At 38.5% G+C, this 19307-nt stretch carries 17 protein-coding genes and 3 tRNA genes; all 20 read right to left on the bottom strand.

Going from position 1 to position 19307, the window contains the following annotated elements; all coding sequences use genetic code 11:
• Window positions 1-158: 158 nt before the first annotated feature.
• A complete protein-coding gene (locus tag WC848_06620; GenBank protein ID MFA5962326.1) occupies window positions 159-320 on the bottom strand; it encodes a hypothetical protein in 162 nt (53 codons plus the stop codon).
• Between the two features lie 64 nt (window positions 321-384).
• Complete coding sequence (locus tag WC848_06615) at window positions 385-1416, bottom strand: S66 peptidase family protein (protein ID MFA5962325.1); 1032 nt, start codon at window positions 1414-1416, stop codon at window positions 385-387.
• A 345-nt stretch (window positions 1417-1761) separates the two neighbouring features.
• On the bottom strand, window positions 1762-2979 hold the full coding sequence (gene tyrS / locus WC848_06610) for a tyrosine--tRNA ligase (GenBank protein MFA5962324.1): 1218 nt from the start codon (window positions 2977-2979) through the stop codon (window positions 1762-1764).
• Window positions 2980-3213: 234 nt separating this feature from the next.
• Window positions 3214-4413, bottom strand: a complete 1200-nt coding sequence (locus WC848_06605) for an aldehyde dehydrogenase family protein (protein ID MFA5962323.1) — start codon at window positions 4411-4413, stop codon at window positions 3214-3216.
• Between the two features lie 9 nt (window positions 4414-4422).
• On the bottom strand, window positions 4423-5658 hold the full coding sequence (locus WC848_06600) for an AMP-binding protein (protein MFA5962322.1): 1236 nt from the start codon (window positions 5656-5658) through the stop codon (window positions 4423-4425).
• A gap of 21 nt (window positions 5659-5679) precedes the next feature.
• Window positions 5680-6885: an aminotransferase class III-fold pyridoxal phosphate-dependent enzyme gene (locus WC848_06595; protein MFA5962321.1), complete on the bottom strand. Its 1206-nt coding sequence runs from the start codon at window positions 6883-6885 to the stop codon at window positions 5680-5682.
• A gap of 1 nt (window position 6886) precedes the next feature.
• Window positions 6887-7900: an adenylyltransferase/cytidyltransferase family protein gene (locus WC848_06590; GenBank protein ID MFA5962320.1), complete on the bottom strand. Its 1014-nt coding sequence runs from the start codon at window positions 7898-7900 to the stop codon at window positions 6887-6889.
• Entirely contained in the window at window positions 7893-8870 is a 978-nt protein-coding gene (locus WC848_06585; protein MFA5962319.1) for a phosphotransferase, read from the bottom strand. Before WC848_06585 ends, WC848_06590 begins: the two co-directional genes overlap by 8 nt.
• Window positions 8871-9203: 333 nt before the next feature.
• Window positions 9204-9596, bottom strand: coding sequence for a response regulator (locus WC848_06580; GenBank protein ID MFA5962318.1), 393 nt, complete (start codon window positions 9594-9596; stop codon window positions 9204-9206).
• Between the two features lie 16 nt (window positions 9597-9612).
• Window positions 9613-10881: a HAMP domain-containing sensor histidine kinase gene (locus WC848_06575; protein ID MFA5962317.1), complete on the bottom strand. Its 1269-nt coding sequence runs from the start codon at window positions 10879-10881 to the stop codon at window positions 9613-9615.
• Window positions 10882-11440: 559 nt separating this feature from the next.
• Window positions 11441-12598: an SDR family oxidoreductase gene (locus WC848_06570; GenBank protein ID MFA5962316.1), complete on the bottom strand. Its 1158-nt coding sequence runs from the start codon at window positions 12596-12598 to the stop codon at window positions 11441-11443.
• A gap of 29 nt (window positions 12599-12627) precedes the next feature.
• Complete coding sequence (locus WC848_06565) at window positions 12628-13119, bottom strand: hypothetical protein (GenBank protein ID MFA5962315.1); 492 nt, start codon at window positions 13117-13119, stop codon at window positions 12628-12630.
• Between the two features lie 181 nt (window positions 13120-13300).
• A tRNA-Asp gene (locus tag WC848_06560) sits at window positions 13301-13374 on the bottom strand.
• Between the two features lie 104 nt (window positions 13375-13478).
• Window positions 13479-13552: transfer RNA gene (locus tag WC848_06555), tRNA-Met, on the bottom strand.
• A gap of 83 nt (window positions 13553-13635) precedes the next feature.
• Window positions 13636-13707, bottom strand: a tRNA-Met gene (locus WC848_06550).
• A 62-nt stretch (window positions 13708-13769) separates the two neighbouring features.
• Window positions 13770-14309, bottom strand: a complete 540-nt coding sequence (locus WC848_06545) for a hypothetical protein (protein MFA5962314.1) — start codon at window positions 14307-14309, stop codon at window positions 13770-13772.
• A gap of 17 nt (window positions 14310-14326) precedes the next feature.
• Window positions 14327-15790 (bottom strand): Asp-tRNA(Asn)/Glu-tRNA(Gln) amidotransferase subunit GatA, encoded by a 1464-nt coding sequence (gene gatA / locus WC848_06540; protein MFA5962313.1) that lies wholly within the window; start codon window positions 15788-15790, stop codon window positions 14327-14329.
• Between the two features lie 144 nt (window positions 15791-15934).
• Window positions 15935-16216 carry an Asp-tRNA(Asn)/Glu-tRNA(Gln) amidotransferase subunit GatC gene (gene gatC / locus WC848_06535; protein ID MFA5962312.1) on the bottom strand — a complete coding sequence of 94 codons (282 nt, stop codon included), beginning with the start codon at window positions 16214-16216 and terminating at the stop codon, window positions 15935-15937.
• On the bottom strand, window positions 16213-18450 hold the full coding sequence (gene ligA, locus WC848_06530) for an NAD-dependent DNA ligase LigA (protein MFA5962311.1): 2238 nt from the start codon (window positions 18448-18450) through the stop codon (window positions 16213-16215). Before ligA ends, gatC begins: the two co-directional genes overlap by 4 nt.
• A 65-nt stretch (window positions 18451-18515) precedes the next feature.
• Complete coding sequence (locus tag WC848_06525) at window positions 18516-19274, bottom strand: hypothetical protein (GenBank protein MFA5962310.1); 759 nt, start codon at window positions 19272-19274, stop codon at window positions 18516-18518.
• Between the last annotated feature and the right edge of the window lie 33 nt (window positions 19275-19307).

Raw genomic sequence — 19307 nt, 5'->3', positions numbered from 1 at the left:
GTTTTTGAGGCTCCTCGGTCGCAATTTCAAAGGTGAAATGAGACAAATGAGACACGAGACAGTATGTGTCTTATTTTGAAAACCAAGACGATCGATTGTCTCTTTTCTTAAAAAAAAATGCGTTCGGGCGGTGTTTACACACCCGAACGCCTTGGATCTCACTTTCCTTTTCTGGCAATTAGCCTTCTGAGAAAATTAATGAGATCTCCTATGGGATTCCATTCGGCTCTTGCCTTCATCTTGGCCTCATAAGCCTCTGGATGCGTATGCGCAAGTCTGGCATCAGACATTGCATCACGATCGGTTGAGTCAATAAGCATACTCCTCACCTCCTTTTAGATGAAATAGGCCTGCTTCTGTTTTTAGGATACTCTTTTTAAGAAGCTACTTCAAGCAAGGTTCGACTATTTTAAACTTCTTATTATCACAATCGATTTCCGCTTTTGCTCCCAATGGTAAAACAAATTGCGGATCAGTATGGCCAAAATCCATATTAGCAATAATTGATAGGTCTGCTCGACCAAATTCATCTCTGACAACTGAAATAATTTTTTTCTCCAACTCTAATTTTTCTTCCGCAGAATAATCTCGTGCTCTTCCTATAACAATACCACCGATTCGATCAAATATACCTTGCATGCCATAATTTAAAAGCATCCAACCAACCTGAGAATATGTCGGTTTATCTTCAGATGTTTCTAATACTAAAATTTTGCCATTCCAAAATTCTGGCTGTGGCCAAAATTCCGTTCCCTTCATCATTTCCAAAACTTCGATGCAACCACCAAACAATTCTCCCCGAATAATGCCTGAGCCTTGCAGGAATTTCCAGCCATCATTTTCTTTCTTAAGCTCCTTAGTTTTACCGACAATATTCTTATCTGACCAGCCAAAATAGCCTTCGGCATATTCTCCATAGGGAATATACTCATAATCATCTTTCGATTCAAATAACATCTCCCTGACATGGCATTCAAAACTTTCCGGTAAATTTTTCATCTGAGAAAACCCCGCCATAATTGATGGTCCATAGAAAGTGACCAACCCCAATTGATTACAAAATGCATGAAGCGTTGTCGTATCAGAGAAACCCATGAGTATTTTGGGATTATTTTTGATAGTTTCTTTATTGAGATAAGGCAAAATTCTAACCGAATCATCACCGCCAATTGAGGTAAAAATAGCTTTTACTTCCGGATCAGAAAAAGCGTTGTTAATATCTTTTGCACGAACCTCTGGATTTTTCCGAAGATATCCCGCATCAGCCCTCGCTGTCGGATATTCTTTAATTTTCAGTCCCCACTCTGTTAAAATTTTAAGTCCATTTTCATAGACATGCGGAAAAACACTTGGCCCACCCCAAGACGGAGAAACAATTACGACGGTGTCGCCTGGATTTAGTTTTTGTGGTAACATACTGTTTTTTATTACAATAACAATTTAAGAAAGAGGCGTTCTAACGACTCTGCGTTGGAACGCGAGAGAACCCCTCTCTGTCGGCAAAATATTCAAGCTTAAGATGCTGAATGTTATTCTTTATCTTTTTAGTGAATAATCTTTCTAGCAAATAAAGGGGGTTCTCTTCAAGCCAATATAGATGATTTTCTTTCCAATGTTTTTAGTATAGCATATATCTTTCTCTTGAATAAGACCAACCTACCAAACTATGCTTGCGCAAATAAATAATATAAATTTTTGTAAAAAATAGGCTCAGCTTCTGATAAAGAAACTGAGCCATCGAATCATCCATATTCAAACAACTTATCGAACAACTTTAAACCACACTTTTTTACCAACACGGACATTAACTGCTCCGCTTAAATGTATGATTTCATCGGGAACATCCACAACTTCGCCATTAATTTTCACAGATTTTTGCCTTATTAACTGACGAATTTTTGTGTTGCTATAGTCATCATTAAGACCTTTGCGTAGAAGATCAAACAAGCCTATAGAGGGGTTGGTAATGACAACCTCGGGCACGTCTTCTGCAAATTCTTTTTTTTGAACTAATCGGATAAATTTGTCTTGTGCTTCCTTAGTAGCATCCTCGCCATGAAATACCTTTGTAACTTCATAGGCAGCAATCATTTTTGCGTCACGAGGATTTTTAGCTTGAAGTATTTTTTTTACTTCATCTAACGGAATCCTGGTATTGCAAATAAGGAAATGCTGCGTCATTTCATCGGACTGAGCCATAATTGAGCCATACATATCAAACGGTGTTGAATTTAAGAACACGCCGGTACCGCGACTCTTAGACATCAACTCTCCCGTGACAGGGTTTTCCATTAAATGCACAGCTACCACAAATTTATCCTTACCTTTGAGCTTCTTAAGCAAAGTCCTTCCAACTAACGCATTAAAAGTCTGATCCGTGCCACAAAGCTCTACATCAACTTCCAAAGCTACACTGTCAAAGCCCTGCATAAGCGGGTACATGAATTCGTGGAGAAAAATCGGCTTCTCTTCCCTCATTCTTTTCTCAAACATATCGCGCTCTAACATACGTTGAACGGTCATATTTGAAGCCAGATTAACCACATCCTCCATTGTTAACTTAGACAACCAATCATGGTTGTAAACTATACGTGGAGGATTTTCTTTGGCATCAAAATCCATAAGTGGCCGGATTTGATTTATCCAGTCTTGCACATTAGCCAAGACCTCTTCACGCGTAAGCTGCTTTCTTGCTGTAGCACGATCCGTTGGATCACCGATTCTAGCAGTGAAATCGCCGAATAACACTATTACCTCGTGGCCAAGACGGCGAAAATCTTCTAAAAGCATGTAATTTTTAGCATGGCTAAGATGAAGTGAGGTTGATGTAGGATCGGCACCAATGTAGAATTTCATTTTGTCTCCACTGAGAAGACGCTCACGAAATTCTTTCTTAGTTGGCAGAACTTCAACGATTACGCCCCGATTAAGAATTCCATCCACTCGGGATTCTTCTAATACTAGTTTAGTTTCTTTCATTTGTTCCCTCCAAGGTTTAATGTAATAAGTTTACAATAGCTAGTATATCGATAAAAGACAATGATGTCAAAATAAGCTATTTCGAGAAACAAGACCAGGCAATGTACACTGCCCACCTATCAATTGCAATAGTTTTTAAAAGAACTCGTCTAACCAAGAAAACAATTAACCACTACTTAAGGCTAACTCGGATATCTATTTCAATAAATAGCCGAGTAATATTAAGTAAAAAAATTATTTTCGCACAATAGTATAGGGATTAGTAAAATGTTCAAGCCAACTTTTATATCCGCCATAACCACTTGGCCAAACACCTCCCCAGCCCTCATAAGATCTTATTTTAGTATGCGCTGTATTAATTGTATAACGGCTAAATTTTGTACTCCCAATAATAAACTCCACAAACGCATTGTCATCACTAAAAATATTTAATCCTAGGTAATATTTTCTAGAATTTAAAAAGGTCAATAATTCTTTTTCAGAATTAAAACCAATAACCCAAAGTATAGGTAAAAAATATGCTTTTTTGACAAATTCGCAATCTTTTTCTGGCGAAACTACTAACAGTGGTATACCAATCTCCTCGTTGCTACAAATCAATTCTTCCGGATGAGCATCTTCAATATCACATATAGCCTTTTTTAAATAATCCCTATCTATTTTATAATCTTCAGTAAAACATTGCGAGTTGCTACCGCCCAATACTAAGAATTGCTTTTTCAATGAGTCAACATATTGATGATATAAACTACCCACTATGACAACCCCCTGGATCCTATGACAGATCTGTCCGGCGTGAGAAAAAGACTCACGCAAGGTTAACGAAATATCTCGCTCCAGATTAAAGTCTTTTCTGCTTTTCATATTTAACACCTTACAATCAGCCGTTTCAATTTCTGGAAAAAATTCAACAAAATTATCTGCACATAATTTCGATATCTCTCTAGCAACATCATGTCCCCCAAAAAAATAAACCGCATTGACCAGTTTGATTTGCTGTCCAACCAACTGAGGAGCAACGTCGAATAAGATCACTAAATCTAAATTATATTTCAATATTATACCGGAATCTAGCCAGATTTTTTTAATAATTTCTCGTGCCTTCCTGCTAGGTTTAAGCTTTACGCTATTGCCACCAATCAAAGCATTCAATATTGGTATTATTGATAATAACAACGGTTCATTATATGAAAGAATTATCAAAACGGATCCCTTTGGTTTTATTTTTTTTGAAAAATTTTTTTCATTATTTCTTTCATAGTTTTTCAAATAATCAATAACGTTTTCCCAATCTTCTTTTATCCAACACAGAGCATCTTGCGTGCATATCTTATTTAAAGCAAAAAGATCTTTCTTATTTTTCTTAAGAATTCCTATCAGCTCCCGTATAATTCCCCTGATGGCTTTTTTATCTTTAATTTTATAATTGCTCATAGTATAAAATTACCCCTTGTCAATATATTCGACAAATTTAACTTTATTATTTGACCCCCTTTGAAAATAATCGCGGTCAACATGCTTAATATCAAAACTCAGTAATGTTTTTTCCTTTAATGATTTTTTTATAAAATTTAAAATGGTTACATTAGATAACTCCTTTAAACTAACTAATATTTCTGGCCTATAATTTTTAAAATCATTCCGTATTTTTATTTTTATATCACCATAAATATACTCGCTCGCAATTTCAAAAATGTGATCTTTTAGCTCATATGGATCAACCTTTATTCCCTTGATAAACAAGAGATCATCGACCCTTCTCTTTATCCTATCTATTCGAACAGAATTCCTACCACAAGGACATTTGCCTGATTTTATCGACGTAATATCGCCGGTACGATACCGTATTAGTGGCGACGCATTCTTTTTTAATGTAGTGAGCACCAGCTCGCCCTCGCTATCCATAGGCAAAACCTCACCACTCTCCGGATCAATAATTTCCGGCAAAACATACTCATCTAAAATATGTAGTCCCGTCCTAAAATCACATTCATATGCTATGCCGGTATTGACTTCACATAATCCATAGTGATCAAATATTTTTATATTAAATTTACGCTCAATCTCCTCCCGGATTTTATCAGAATATATTTCGCCAGCCATTATACCGCGCTTAAGAGAAAACTGTTCAAGTGAAATTTTATTTTCATTCAAATAATCCAGAAGGTAAAAGTAATAACCCACCGTTCCAACGATAGTATCCGTTTTAAAATCTAACATCATTTGTATTTGCTTTTCGGCTGATTGGATACTGGCAGGTATCACTAACCCGCCAAGCTCTTGAATCGCATAGGTATTGAGAGTTGCACCACTAAATAGCCCATAACTCATCATAAATTGCACGCGGCTATTCTCATTCACCCCAAAACACTTCCAGGCCTGCGCGATTGCTTTTGATCCATTTTTTAAATCCTCTTTAGTATAAAAAGACAGCGTAGCTTTTCCTGTCGTGCCAGAACTAGTATGTAGCTCAATAACATCACTAACTGGTACCGCCAGCGTGCCAAAGGGATAGCATTCCCTCAATTCTTTTTTTGTTGTGAATGGAAATTCTGCTAACCGAGCAACATCATTTATTTTCTTTGGATATTTAAGAAGCTTGTCTTTATAAAAAGCTGATTTTCTAGCTACCCGCAGAGTCTCATTCAGAAGCTTTAATTGCAGATCTTTTTTCTTCATAATGTTAATATTTAAAAATTGTTATGCATTCTTATAATAAATTTTTTTCATTTCTTCGAGGGACTGTTTTATAGCGATTTTTATTTCACCCAATACACACTCATGAACTGGAGACAAAAAAATTGTTTCAGTTTGTAGAGGAGGCAATAAGACTCTTCTTTTAGCCATCTCTTCAATAAAAAAGCCATAAGCTCCAACATCACAGCGCTCCAATTTAATGCCTTGCTTAAAACTACTACAACCAAACGCCACAGTTAGCATGGATAATATTCCCTGAACGCATCCAGGTATATTCAAACTATCCATTTGCTCTGTTATATATTTTCTTAAATCATCACCAATTTCTTTACTTTTTTTATGCATATTACCATTTTGCAATTTTCCTATTACCGTTCTAGCAACAATCAGCGACAAGGGATTTCCATTGAAAGTACCAGCAAAAAAAACAGTGCCCGTCGGAATAAAGGTTTCCATTATCTTTTCTTTTCCACATATAACAGAGAGAGGAAATCCGCTAGCAATCGCCTTAGAAAATAAAGATATGTCAGGAGTTACATTAAAAAATCCTTGCGCACCATGAATACTAATTCGAAATCCAGTAACAATCTCATCAAAAATCAAAATAGTTCCAGTCTTATCACAAGCTTGTCGCACCCTATTAAGATAGTCTTCTTTTGGCGGTGTACAACCAGAATTCGCCAGAATCGGCTCAAGCAAAAAACACGCATATTCATTATCTTTTAATTTTTCCTCAACGGCATCAATATCGTTAAATGGAACTAGGTCTAGACCTGATTCACCGATCGTCCCATCGCTTGGTATCATTTGTTCGTGGACACCATGGTAGCCTCCAACTATAGATAAGATTTTTTTTCTACCCGTATACGCTCTTGATGCTCTTATCGCATATGCAACCGCATCCGATCCGGTCGTTGCGAATCTAATCTTTTCGGCGCTTGGAATTATGTTGTGTATAATTTCGGATAACTCTTTCTCTAGTAATGTTTGGTAAGAAAAAAACCAGCCATTGCTTATATTACTCTTGATTATTTCTACTATCTCCTGGTCTGCATGTCCAAAAAGAAGCGCTCCATAACCCATCCACAAGTCGATATACTTATCACCTCCCTTATTTACAACATATGGGCCATTTCCGCCCACAATGTCACTCGGATAATGCGATGGTATTGGAATAGGTGAATTTGTATTGCCGGCTAAATAATTCATATTATTTTAAATTAAATTTTTTATTAACTGCATTTATTAATTTTTCAGAAATTGCTAACTTTTCCCTAAATGTTCCCGACAGTAATCGATAATTGACATTTATTGTATCGAGGTTTGCAATCAATTGATTGAGAAAGATTGAATCATCAATATCCAGCGATTTACCAATACTTTTTTTGGGGTTATTATTTACAAGAACCAAGTCATAACTACTCATGTCCTCAGAAAAAAGATCGTACATTTTCTTGTTAAATCGGCCATGCGTAGCTACCGACAATAAATGATCAACAAACCCTGTTGAATTATAAACCAGATATTCTTTTGCAGAAAATATATTAGATTCCCTATTCGCAAGTTCATATTTTTTATTGGCAATTTTATAAAAATCGGGAATAATTTTTTTGTGTTTATTATCCTTGTCTTGCTTTACTCCAAGCGACATTAGCATATTATCTTCTATGTATGACGTATGCAACTTTTTAGCAAGATAACTTACTAATTTTGATTGCTCTTGGGATGGAACACCAACGAATGCAACCTTAATTAGCATGTCCCCATACACGACCGCGCTCAAAAAATGTTTACTCAAATTATTTCCATTTCTTATCATTGTAGCGGTCGTAAGATAGCCCTGTCTAGGATCGTGCCTGTCAAGCCTCCTATCAACAGCTCCCAAAAATTTACTCATGTGTTCACCGTAATATTCAGAAGAAAAAAAGTGGGTAATTTTTTTTCCATTAAGCGCTTTTTGGACATAATTCTCCTGCATTTTTTTTACCTCAACAGTATCATCATGTTTATTTGGAGCGTCCCATCCTTCAATAACAAAAACTTGAGGAAAAAATTGACGAATCCAATTAGCTCTCACATTTAATGGTATATTAGTCAAATTAGGACAATCATACACAATGACACAAAGGTCATCAACCTCTTTTAGGGCAGTCTCTATGAGGCGCTCATGTCCCACATGAAATGGCGCAAACTTTCCTAAAATCAAACCTCTTGTTTTACTCATAGTTTTTGATAAAATTTTTTATAAGCTGGCTATTCTTACGCAATAATTTCAACATTCGAATTTCTTCATCAATCTTTTTCGTAAATTCAATTTCATTATCCAGCCCTTGCTTATTCAAAAGATAAGCCAGCATAAATGCTGTCCGTCTTTTTAATAAAAATAGTAAAGCTCCCACTTCTTCTTTAGCTAGACTGATAGTTTTCCGATATGAATCCAAATAATCCCTCATCAAACCAAAATCGACTCCCTTGTTTCTTATAATTATTTCTTTTATTGCTATCGCTACATCACTAATCATTTCAGCATAGTGAGACTCGCCAAAATCAATAAAACTAACTCCGTCATTTTTAGTCAAAATTATATTTTCCATGCTCAAATCTTCATGTATAATGGATTTTCTAAATTTTATTTTTTCAAATAGACAAATTTCTTGCTTAAGCTCGCCAACTTCTTTTTGCAATATTTTTTTACGCGAGTCATTGATGTTGCCCAAATTAAAATCAGCAAAACTAAAATTATAAATTGAAAGTCTTGTTCTCTTATGCTTAGGCCTAAAGTCAGCAAGGGAAAGATGCATGCTTGCTTGTTTTTTAGCTATCTTCCTAACAAGACTGGGAGAGATTTCTTTCTTTGAAAGAATATTACCCTTGATATATTTCAAAAGAATACTTGGTTTTTTATCAATAAAGAATACTTCCTTAGAAATAATCGGGAAAAATTTTTTCTCAAAACAAGAGTTTAATTTATTTAAAATCTCTATTTCATATAAGATTTCTCCATAACTATTTTCTGAATAAATCTTCAATAGATATTTATAATTGCTCCTGTTTCCAACACTGATGATGTAGTTTTTGCTTTCAATCCCCCTGTCTATTTTAAAAACAAAACAGCACCCTTTTATTATGCCAGTAGAGCTCAAATATGATCCTATTTCTTCCTCTTCCCAGTCTAAACTTTTTTTGCTCTTCATAATATACCAGCTTGGGGAAAAATAAATTGAAAATAATTCAATTAACCAATCTCGCTTAATAATTTTCGCACAATCAACCTTCCCTTTTTAATAAGCAAGCTTACATTCAAAATCAAATCATACTAACATGAAATGCTCCTTTTTGTCAATAATCGTATCCTTAATCGTATCCTTAAATTCCATTTTGAAGTGCAATTCCTTTCCACATATTAACAGCCACCATAAAAATTAATATTTGAGATTGAGAGAGGCTAAATCCCCAATCGGGGACTTAGCCTCTCCCATGAAGTGTCCTTGATCAATTTAGCCTAGTATAATAAATATATATATATATCAGATAACACCCCCATCTTTCACAAACCTCTTTATCCGCTCCACCATTTCCTGCGGAGTAGTATTGGCTTTGATAATATAATCCTCCGCTCCCAGTTTTTCCGCTCGATCTTTGTATTCTTTTTTGTCAGTATTAGTAAAAACAAAAATTGGCACGCCTTTCACGCGGGAATCATTCCTTAGTTTTTCCATAATATCCAATCCGTTTTCATTGCGGAGCATCACATCCAAAAGCACAATGTCCGGCCTATCCCAAGAAATTACTTTAAAAACCTCCTCACTCGTAGTGGCCGGCATAGTAAGAAGACCTTTGATGTCAAAAACTTTACTAAAAAGAAACACTTGTTCCGGATCATCTTCAACAAATAGAACTTTAATCTTATTATTAATCATACGCTTTGGCTAAAAATTACATTTTAATTTCCGCTCTCTCTTTGATATATTCCTTAATATCTACTTTGCCGACAGGCTTGATTGGCAGTTGCACAAAAAATTCCGAGCCTTTGCCTAATTGGGATTTTACCCAAACTTTTCCGCCGTGACCTTCGACAATTTCTCTGATAATAAATAGCCCGAGTCCTGTTCCGTCAGTATACATATCCACAGCGTTTTTTGCTCGCACGAATTTTTGAAATAAATTCGGGATGGCTTCGACGGGAATACCGATACCATTGTCTTTGACAGAAAAAATAATATTTTCCCCTTCTTTGCGACTGTTGATTTTAATAATTGCTTTCCCGGCTCTCTTATCCCGAATATCCGGAGTCATTTTGGGAGAAGGTGTGTATTTGATAGCATTGGTAATTAAATTAGAAAAAACTTCCTCCAGGTATTGTTTTTGTCCAAAAATATCCGGTGTAGATTTATCTAACTTTCCCAGGGACAATTCGATCTCCCGCTCCATTGTTTCTGGCTTGAAGCCGTCAATCATCTTGTCAAAAAATTCCCTGAGGTTAATTTTTTCCACTTCCGTATCCATGGCGTTGAACTTTTTGTTTGTCAGCGCAGTAGCACTTAGGATGTCATTTATAATATCCTCCAGCTTCTTGCACTTGAATTGAGCGCCAGCATAAAATTTCTTTTTGGTCTCGGCATCAAAAGAATCCATCGTCCCATCGATCAGCATTGCGATTGTGCCTTTAATGACAGTGACGGGGGTGCGCAACTGATGCGAGGCGATATTGATGAACTCGTTTTTGACTTGATCCATCCGCTTCAATTCTTCATTGGCAAACTCCAGGGCTTCTTTTTGCTTGACCTCTTTTTTAACTGAATTTACCAGCCACCAACCAAAAACTGTAGCAATAAATAAAGTGATTATTGTTATACCGCGATTGATCGGATTAGTTATAAAAAATAATTGCGAACCTATTAGGATTATCAAAGATACTACTAGCATTTGAGCAGCGAGAACTTTTGCATTTAACGCTTTATATTTAACCATGGCATAGGCTCCAAATAAGGCAAATACAAGTGAGGAATAGGGAGTGAAAAGCACTATAGTTGCATTATCAAAGATAGACGGCACCACATCTATCATTCCGCCCAGAAATATCATAAGCAGAGACCCTGTGGCAAATATTTTAAACTGCTTTTTTTGATTTTCGTCCAAGAGCTTAATTTTTTTAACAGAAAAGAAGATCCCCAAAATAATGTCATACAAAAGAATGGCTGCCATTATTATATACGCTGGCCCAGCTAAAGTATCACAGCTAGGCGCGGGGCCAATCGTTTCATAAAAATCCGTTGGGACTAAAAAGAAAAAAGGTAAAAGCGGAACAAACACATAATACAAAATTTTTCTCGGTATTTTTTCTTTCTCCGGAAACAGATAAATAAAAAGGACAAAGAATGCCCCTGCAAATAACCCTAGTGAAGATATTCTATCTGCCCACAAAACGCCTACGGGGCTGGAAAGTTTATAACTCAAAAAATCCGAAGTTATCCAAACAATCAAAAAAATGGAAATTATGAAATAAATTCTGTTTGCTGTCTTTTTAAAATCAGAAAAAAGAATTAATAATCCCAGTAACAAAAGAACTACTATCGGAGGAATAGAAATATAGTTCGCATATATTCCTAACTTCAAAAAAACACTTGTATCGCACATGTGGCAATTATAGTTTTATTGTTTATTTTTTGTGCCTAAATAATACTACATTTTGAAAATTTATACAATATTAAAGGGAGGGTGAATTTTTATCCACACTCCCTTCGTTTTTGTTATGACAATTTTTTCATGGATCAAGCGATCCGCCAATAATGTCAATCTTTCTGAGCTGTTCCCTGTTTCTTCCCATATACCGATGAGCAGGCTCTGAGAAACCGATGTCTGTATCCTTGAGTAGTCTGGTATTGTCAAAAACCAAACTCAAGTTTACGAACTGATAATAATAGTTAACTGCCCAGAGCAATCTGCGGAGAGCATTGTCACCATTGAATGTTTTGCCCCAATAAGCCAAATACTCGGAACAATCTTTCAAACCAGCCATGTCCGTTAACTGCCTTTTGGAAAAAAGCTGCATCTGTCTCATTAAGGAGTAATCCACAAAATGAAACCCTGGTCGATTATCATCAGCACCGATTGCATTCAAAAGTAAATTCATATTAGTGGATGTATTTACTCCGGATGAAATGTGATAGGTATTGAAACTCCTTTGAGAAAAAAGCAACTCTGCAATCGCTTTAGTGGCATAGTCGATGGGAATTATGTCGCAAAATGCTTCGGAATCCATCGCAACCAGCCTTAGTAGATTGAAAGCCGCAATCGCCCAACTGATGACGAACGATCTGGGCGCCCAAGCTCTGCTGTCGCCCATAATAATGGATGGCCGCACCACTAGAAGTTTATCCGCCGGAATCATTTTTCGAATATTGATTTCACCAATCGATTTGCTGCGACTGTATTCAACGAGCTGGCTGTATTCAATGTTCGGAGATTCATCTTCGTGGACAATGCGATGAGGCTTATCACATCCGCATATCCAGGAAGTTCCCACATACACGAAAGTTTTCAGATTAGGAAGTCTGGCTGCCCACTTGGCAACATTACTAGCCCCGATGATGTTCACTTGCTGAATATTGTCTTTGTGACTGGGAGCAAATGAAGTATCGGCGGCGGCATGGATAATCGTATCCACGTCACACAATTCTTCCATTGCCTCCATCTGATCAACCAAGAATTCCCTTGATAAATCACCGGGTATAGGAATTATTTTCTTTCGGTCAAAATAATCATCATGAAAAGCAAAAACTCTTACCAATCGCTTGTCTGCTTCAATACTATCGGTCGCCCTTACAAGGCAATAAATTTTATCGATCCTTTCATCCTTGGAGAGTAATACGAGAAGCTCTCCGCCCAAAAACCCAGTTGCACCTGTTAAGAATACTTGCATAATCACCCCCTTTTGGCAGAAAGCCACAGCTATATTTTAAGCCATATTTTTGTATATTCCCAAATGAAAACGATAAGATCAATCACGATGCTCCAAAAAATGGCACAATAGATTGATCCTTCAATAATTTTCACCAAAGCCCCCGCAGAATTGTCCCCTTCCATTCTGAAAAAAAGATAGGCATGCAAGGGACTCCACCAAGCCGAAATGGCAACAAAAGTCGCATTGGGACTTTGGCGGATCATCCGCTTTGTCCATTCGATTAACTTCCATGAGCTTTTCCTTTCCAGCCAAGGTCGAATCTTCCTGATAAAAAAAACATCTTCATCAAAAAAATCATATAGATATAATCCGCCCCAGCAAGCCAGCAAAATGGAAAAGAAAAGCGGAATAGTCGCAAAGTATTGGAACTTAATTGCCAGCCACGGCATATAGATATAGTCAAATGACCATATTATCGCCACAACCAAGCAATAAACCGCTCCAAACTTGGAAAATCTTCTTAATTTCACAGCGTTCATATTCTCCCTCCCTAGATAAGCTAAAAGCGCAAATATGCGCTGAATGTTGTTAATGTGCCGTCATATTCTGATTTAACACTCTACCGCGAAAAGTCGATTTTGTCAACTAGATCGGAATAATGTTCGAGGCACCGTTTTCCCCATCGAAAAAGAGGCCTGAATTAAGCCACTAAATCAACTGCGGGGACGGCCGGACTCGAACCGGTGACCTACTGCGTGACAGGCAGTCGCTCTAACCAACTGAGCTACGCCCCCGTTGCAAATGTAAAATGCAAATCTCAAAATGAAAAAATAAGGAGTCGCTTCGCGACAATTTTCCTAAATTTTTCACTTTGATTTTTTAATTTTAATTTTTTTTGTAGCAGGGGTGAGACTCGAACTCACGACCTCAGCGTTATGAGTGCTGCGCTCTAACCGGCTGAGCTACCCTGCCTCATCAGTGTCCGGTATTTTGTAATTTGTATTTAGCAGTAAAAAAACAATGCCAGATACGTCAGGATACCAAATACTACTATGTTGCGGGAGTAGGATTCGAACCTACAACCTTCTGGTTATGAGCCAGACGAGCTGCCATTGCTCCATCCCGCTATCTTTTTCGAACTATTATCCATTCTAACCCAAAAAAAACCAAACGTCAACAAAGCAGTGATTTAATCCAAAACCATGAAAAATCGCAGAAAATCTTCATAATACCCGAAGATTTTTTCCGCTTCTGCTTTAGTGAGGACAAAAGTTTCGTCATGGATGATCCGGTTCCTAATTTCATGCGCTTTGCGCAGATCTTCGATATTTTCAATTTGCCCAGGAGTGATACTGTCCAACCGCTCAGTCAAATTTGTTCCTTTATAATTCATCCGAGCGACAAGATTATCAATGATGTTGTCCGCCTCAATTATCGCCACCTTATATTCTGATTCGTTCTTGCTCTCAAGCCTCACCCTTACTTTCGCCCATTTGGCCCGCAACTTATTTTTTCGATTTCCGAACTCTGACGGAATATTCATTCCGACCAGAGTATCCCTGATGTCAGCGCCCAAACCGCGCTGTTTGAGCATTAACACAAGATCAACAAACATCACGATGACATAAACTTCCAAAAACAGTTTGATAGCCGCAAAAGTCATTGAGGTGGAAAAAGCTTTTGCTAGAGCAATGAGTCCGCTGGAAAAATTTTCCAAAAGTACGTCCATTTTTATTTTGGTAAAAATTATTTATTGATCTCGTAAGCATGCGCCGCGCGGAGCAGGTTTTCTTCATCAAACCATTTGGCCATCAATTGAAATCCGAACGGAAGTGATTTATTATCAACTTCAACTTCCGGAGCAGGCAGGGAAATTGCCGGCACTCCGACAATATTGGCGGTGATAGAAAACATATCAGCTAGATACATCTCCAACGGGTCTTGCGTTTTTTCACCGATCTTAAAAGCGGGGGTCGGCGCGGTTGGCATGAGAATCAAATCGACTTTCTCGAACGCTTTCTCAAAATCCTGTTTGATTAGTGTCCGTACTTTTTGCGCTTTGAGATAATAGGCATCATAGTACCCGGAGGAAAGCGAATAAGCTCCCAACATGATCCGCCTCTGCACTTCCTTGCCCAGACCATAGTGACGAGAGTCAAGATACGTTTCCAATAATTTCTTTGGCAGTCCGTTTTCCGAAAGATTGGAATTCACCTCATCCTTTTCATCGTTGATCGAAAGTCCATAGCGAATGCCATCATAACGCGCCAAATTGGAACTGACTTCACAAGGCTGGATGATATAATAGGTCGCCAGAGAATATTTGGAATGAGGCAATTCAATCTCTACGATTTCTGCGCCCAGTTTTTTATAAGTCTCAACCACGGCGTTGATCGATTTTTGTTCTTGCTCGCCCAATCCGGAGATATGTTCCAATACGATCCCGATCCGCAGACCCTTCACTTCTCCGGTCAGATAATTCGTATAATCCTTACCCGCGCTATGCGCACTTGTTGCATCCATTTTATCTTGCCCGGCAATGATGCTCAGAACGATTGCCGCGTCTTCGACGGTTTTCGTGATTGGTCCGATCTGATCAAGGCTCGATGCCATGGCAATTGCCCCATAACGAGAAACACGGCCATAGGTTGGTTTCAGTCCCACCAACCCGCAAAAGGAAGCTGGTTCACGGATTGATCCGCCCGTGTCCGTTCCTAATGCCCAAACAGCCTCGCCTGATGCCACGGCCGCTGCCGATCCACCTGATGAACCGCCTGGCACACGCGTCAAATCACGCGGATTTTTAGTCGGGCCATAAGCGCTATTTTCCGTCGAGGATCCCATCGCAAATTCGTCCAGATTGGTCTTTCCCAGAAATACCGCGCCAGCTTCTTTCAGCTTTTCAATTACTGTCGCATCGTAGGGGGCGATATAATTATCTAGAATTTTAGAAGAAGCAGTTGTCCGCACCCCGGCAATACAAAGATTGTCCTTGATTGCTCCTGGAATTCCCTCAAGTAATTCTATTTTTTCGCCGCGCGCAATTTTCTCATCGACTGCCCTGGCTTGGACTAAAGCTAAATCTTTGGTCAAAGTTAGATAGGCAAAAATATCTTTGTCTTTTTTTTCAATCACGTCGAAATACTGTTGCGTTAAATCAACAGAAGTTATTTCTTTGTTAACTAATTTATTATGCAATTCTCTTATCATCTGATAATAATTTTGTAATTTTGTAATTTTGTAATTTTTAAATAATTTTTAATGCTAGAATTTTTAAACCAACTTGTTTACGCTGGTTTAAACATTAAAAATTAAGATTTATTTACAAAATTAAAAATTAAAAATTAAAAATTATTATAGTACGCTCTTCACCTTATCATACCCATTCCTACTCTCCGGAAAAAGTTCCACGATTTTTTCTTTATTTAAAAATTCATCTGTCCTATCTTCACGACTATTATTATTCATTCCTGTGATGTGTGCTGTTGGAAGAACTCCAGCCACATCCACTTCTTCGAGTTGTTTGATCCAATCCAAAATCGACGACAAATCATGAGAGAATTTTTCAATCTCTTTCTCTTCTAGACCGATTCTGGCTAAACTGGCAATGTGTTTGACTTCGTCTTTACTGATCATAATTTTAGCATTTTACTAAATTCTTTTTCATCAATAATTTTCACTCCCAACTCTTTTGCTTTGGCATATTTCGAACCCGGACTAGATCCAGCCAAAACAAAATCAGTCTTTTTGCTGACGGAAGAAGACACGCTTCCTCCTGCTTTTCTAATCATATCCTTAAGCTCATCTCTTGTAAAGTTTCCCGCTTCTCCAGTAAGCACAAAGGTTTTTCCCTGCAATTTCTGCTCAGACGAGGCGTGCCTCGTCTCTACGATAATTTCCACGCCACAATCCCGCATTTTTTCCAGCATTTTCATGTTTTCCGCATCTGCAAACCATTGAACCAAGCTCTCCGCCGACTTTTCTCCAATACCTTTAATTTTTACCCAATCTTCTTTCAAAATTAATGGAAAATAATTAATAATATCTGCTAGGTTTTGAAATTTGAAATTTGATAATTGGGAATTGTTTAGAAATTCAAAATTAGAAATTAGAAATTCAGTTTTGATTGCTTCAGCAATCAAAACTGCTGTTTCTTCCCCGGCATGCCGAATCCCCAGTGCATAGAGAAATTTTTGTAAAGTTATTTTTTTACTTTTTTCGATTGCCACAATTAGATTGTCAGCAGATTTTTCCGCAAAGCGCTCTAATGGCTCCAAGTCACCTTTTTTCAATTCAAAAATTTCCGCTGCGTTGGCAATCACGCCTTCATTCACTAATTGCTCAACAATTTTCTCTCCCAAGCCATCAATATTGAACCCTTTTTTGGAAACAAAATGGATGATTTTTTCGATCTCAACTGCAAAACACTTGGGATTCAAGCAATACATAGCCACCCCCATTCTTTCTTCTTTTTGGTTTGTTTTTTTGGATTTTGATATTTGAGATTTATTTGGAAATTGGAAATTGGAAATTGGAAATTTGCCTGTTGGTCCCCCGCAGATCGGACAGGTTTTGGGCATGGAAAATATTTTTTCCTTTCCCGTGCGCAAACCCACCAAGGTCTCTGTGATTTCCGGGATAACATCGCCCGCTTTTTGCACGACGACCGTGTCCCCGATCCGCACATCCAAGCGCCGGATTTCATCTTCGTTGTGCAGTGTCGCGCGCGAAACCATCGAACCAGCAACAAGCACCGGACGCAGATGCGCGACGGGCGTGAGCGCTCCGGTCCGACCGACTTGTACCAAAATATCCTCCACCACCGTGGTAACTTTTTCCGCCGGAAATTTATAGGCGATGCCCCAACGGGGAGATTTTCCCGTATAACCCAATTTTTCTTGCAACGACCGCGAATTGATCTTAATCACGACACCATCAATCCCATAATCTTCTTTGTCTTTTTTCCTCGTCCATTCCTCGTAATAATTTTCAATCTCCTCGATGCTTTCACACAAACGATAATTTTCATTCACACGAAAACCCAACTCTTCCAACAATTCCAGTTCCTCAATCTGTGTTTCTGGTATTTTAATATACTCTTCACCCCTTCTCCTTACTAAGGAGATTCCGCGTTCGCCAAGTGGCGAAGGTGGAAGGGTGAGGTGTATTTGATCAATATCATACACAAAACATTCCAACCGACGTTCGGAAGCGATTTTTGGATCCAATTGGCGGATCGATCCGGCAGCGGCGTTGCGCGAATTGGCAAACTGCGCTTCGCCTTTTTTCGCACGCAATTTGTTGATCCGCGCCAATTCCTTTTTTCCCATAAAACACTCTCCCACCACGATACACGTTATGGCCTTTTTTAGCTTCAAGGGAATATTGAAAATAGTTTTCAGATTCTCAGTCACATCCTCGCCGATCATCCCATCGCCCCGCGTCGCCCCGCGCACAAAATTGCCATTTTCATAGGTCAAAATCACTTTTAGGCCATCAATTTTTAACTCGCAGACGTAATCTAGTTTTTCATCCTCAACTTTAGATTTTGAAATTAAGCGCAATATTTTCTCTTCCCATTTTCCGATTTCTTCAAAACTGAACGCATCATCAAACGACCACTGTCGGGTTTTATGCAAGACTTTTTGAAACTTGTCGAGCGGTCGCCCGCCGATCCGTTGCGTCGGAGAATCGGGAAATTTCCACTCTGGATATTTTTCTTCCAGCTCTTTGAGTTCCGCCATCAACGACGAATAGACCTCATCGGTCAGATCAGGTTTGTCCAGAATATGGTATTCGTAGCGCAATTTGTTGATTTCCGCCGAAAGCTTCTCGATGCGCTCTTTCGTTTGTTGGTCGGATTTATTCATATATTTAATTATAGCACACAAAAAAAAGCTCCGGAGGCGCCTACCTCCGGAGCCACAAAGCAAATTTAGTCGGTAGAAAAAACTATCCCGTCAAGAGTTGCAAATCCATTATTAGCAGCTTCTTGGCGTAAATTGCCATTCGGTAAAATGTCTATCCTTCCCGCTGTATAGGCTCCACCAATACTCGCCCAAGCAGGAAACGTTAGTCTTTTTAAAGGACGACAATTAGATGTTGGAATTGTAGCAAAAACGCCAGTGGCCGCTGTAACACTAGCACCAGTTTTATGCACAACCAATCCGCGCAAATACACCAGCCCGGTACTGCTATCTATCGCATATTGAGCTACTTGGTGTCCAGTATTATAATTAACCCATCCGGCTGCCGTTTCAAGCGGTAGATTTGTCCACGTCAGACTGGTTGCCGCCACTGCCGCCTCAATCGCGCGTTGATCTCCGGAGCCGGTGCCGATTGATTTAATAGAAGCTATTTCAGATATTGGACTGAGTGCATCAGTTGTGCAACTCAGGTCTGAGTCATCCTCTTTTTTTAATACTATATCATAACCCACACCAGCGGTATCCATAAAAGCAGCTGTACCGCAGATATCACCCACTGTGCTATGCCCTCCTTCGGTGATTTGTCGCATCACCAGCTCCACTCCACTCTGGGCGTTTTGGAAGGCCTGGGTAGACTTACTCTCCCCCATGGAAGCTTGGCGATCTTTGATGGAAACCAAGGAAACAGATAGCGCAGTTACAAGCATGATACCCAAAATCATCATCGTAACTACCAAGATAGAAGCTTTAAACTTTTTTGTTGGCATCTTTTTATTTTGAAGTTCTGGCCCTAAAAAAAG

The sequence above is a fragment of the Parcubacteria group bacterium genome (genome assembly GCA_041659505.1).
Lineage (GTDB): Bacteria > Patescibacteriota > Minisyncoccia > Moranbacterales > UBA2206 > UBA9630.
Note: the sequence above shows the minus strand (reverse complement) of the source record. Positions and strands in the feature narration are given on the sequence as shown.

What these genes read in the sequence shown, in the direction of transcription:
- WC848_06620 (MFA5962326.1), bottom strand. Translation starts at nt 320, where the DNA reads ATGCTTATTGACTCAACCGATCGTGATGCAATGTCTGATGCCAGACTT.
- WC848_06565 (MFA5962315.1), bottom strand. Translation starts at nt 13,119, where the DNA reads ATGAACGCTGTGAAATTAAGAAGATTTTCCAAGTTTGGAGCGGTTTAT.
- WC848_06605 (MFA5962323.1), bottom strand. Translation starts at nt 4,413, where the DNA reads ATGAGCAATTATAAAATTAAAGATAAAAAAGCCATCAGGGGAATTATA.
- WC848_06595 (MFA5962321.1), bottom strand. Translation starts at nt 6,885, where the DNA reads ATGAATTATTTAGCCGGCAATACAAATTCACCTATTCCAATACCATCG.
- WC848_06600 (MFA5962322.1), bottom strand. Translation starts at nt 5,658, where the DNA reads ATGAAGAAAAAAGATCTGCAATTAAAGCTTCTGAATGAGACTCTGCGG.
- WC848_06570 (MFA5962316.1), bottom strand. Translation starts at nt 12,598, where the DNA reads ATGCAAGTATTCTTAACAGGTGCAACTGGGTTTTTGGGCGGAGAGCTT.
- ligA (MFA5962311.1), bottom strand. Translation starts at nt 18,450, where the DNA reads ATGAATAAATCCGACCAACAAACGAAAGAGCGCATCGAGAAGCTTTCG.
- WC848_06525 (MFA5962310.1), bottom strand. Translation starts at nt 19,274, where the DNA reads ATGCCAACAAAAAAGTTTAAAGCTTCTATCTTGGTAGTTACGATGATG.
- WC848_06585 (MFA5962319.1), bottom strand. Translation starts at nt 8,870, where the DNA reads ATGAAGAGCAAAAAAAGTTTAGACTGGGAAGAGGAAGAAATAGGATCA.
- WC848_06575 (MFA5962317.1), bottom strand. Translation starts at nt 10,881, where the DNA reads ATGGCAGCCATTCTTTTGTATGACATTATTTTGGGGATCTTCTTTTCT.
- gatA (MFA5962313.1), bottom strand. Translation starts at nt 15,790, where the DNA reads ATGATAAGAGAATTGCATAATAAATTAGTTAACAAAGAAATAACTTCT.
- WC848_06590 (MFA5962320.1), bottom strand. Translation starts at nt 7,900, where the DNA reads ATGAGTAAAACAAGAGGTTTGATTTTAGGAAAGTTTGCGCCATTTCAT.
- WC848_06545 (MFA5962314.1), bottom strand. Translation starts at nt 14,309, where the DNA reads ATGGACGTACTTTTGGAAAATTTTTCCAGCGGACTCATTGCTCTAGCA.
- WC848_06580 (MFA5962318.1), bottom strand. Translation starts at nt 9,596, where the DNA reads ATGATTAATAATAAGATTAAAGTTCTATTTGTTGAAGATGATCCGGAA.
- WC848_06615 (MFA5962325.1), bottom strand. Translation starts at nt 1,416, where the DNA reads ATGTTACCACAAAAACTAAATCCAGGCGACACCGTCGTAATTGTTTCT.
- gatC (MFA5962312.1), bottom strand. Translation starts at nt 16,216, where the DNA reads ATGATCAGTAAAGACGAAGTCAAACACATTGCCAGTTTAGCCAGAATC.
- tyrS (MFA5962324.1), bottom strand. Translation starts at nt 2,979, where the DNA reads ATGAAAGAAACTAAACTAGTATTAGAAGAATCCCGAGTGGATGGAATT.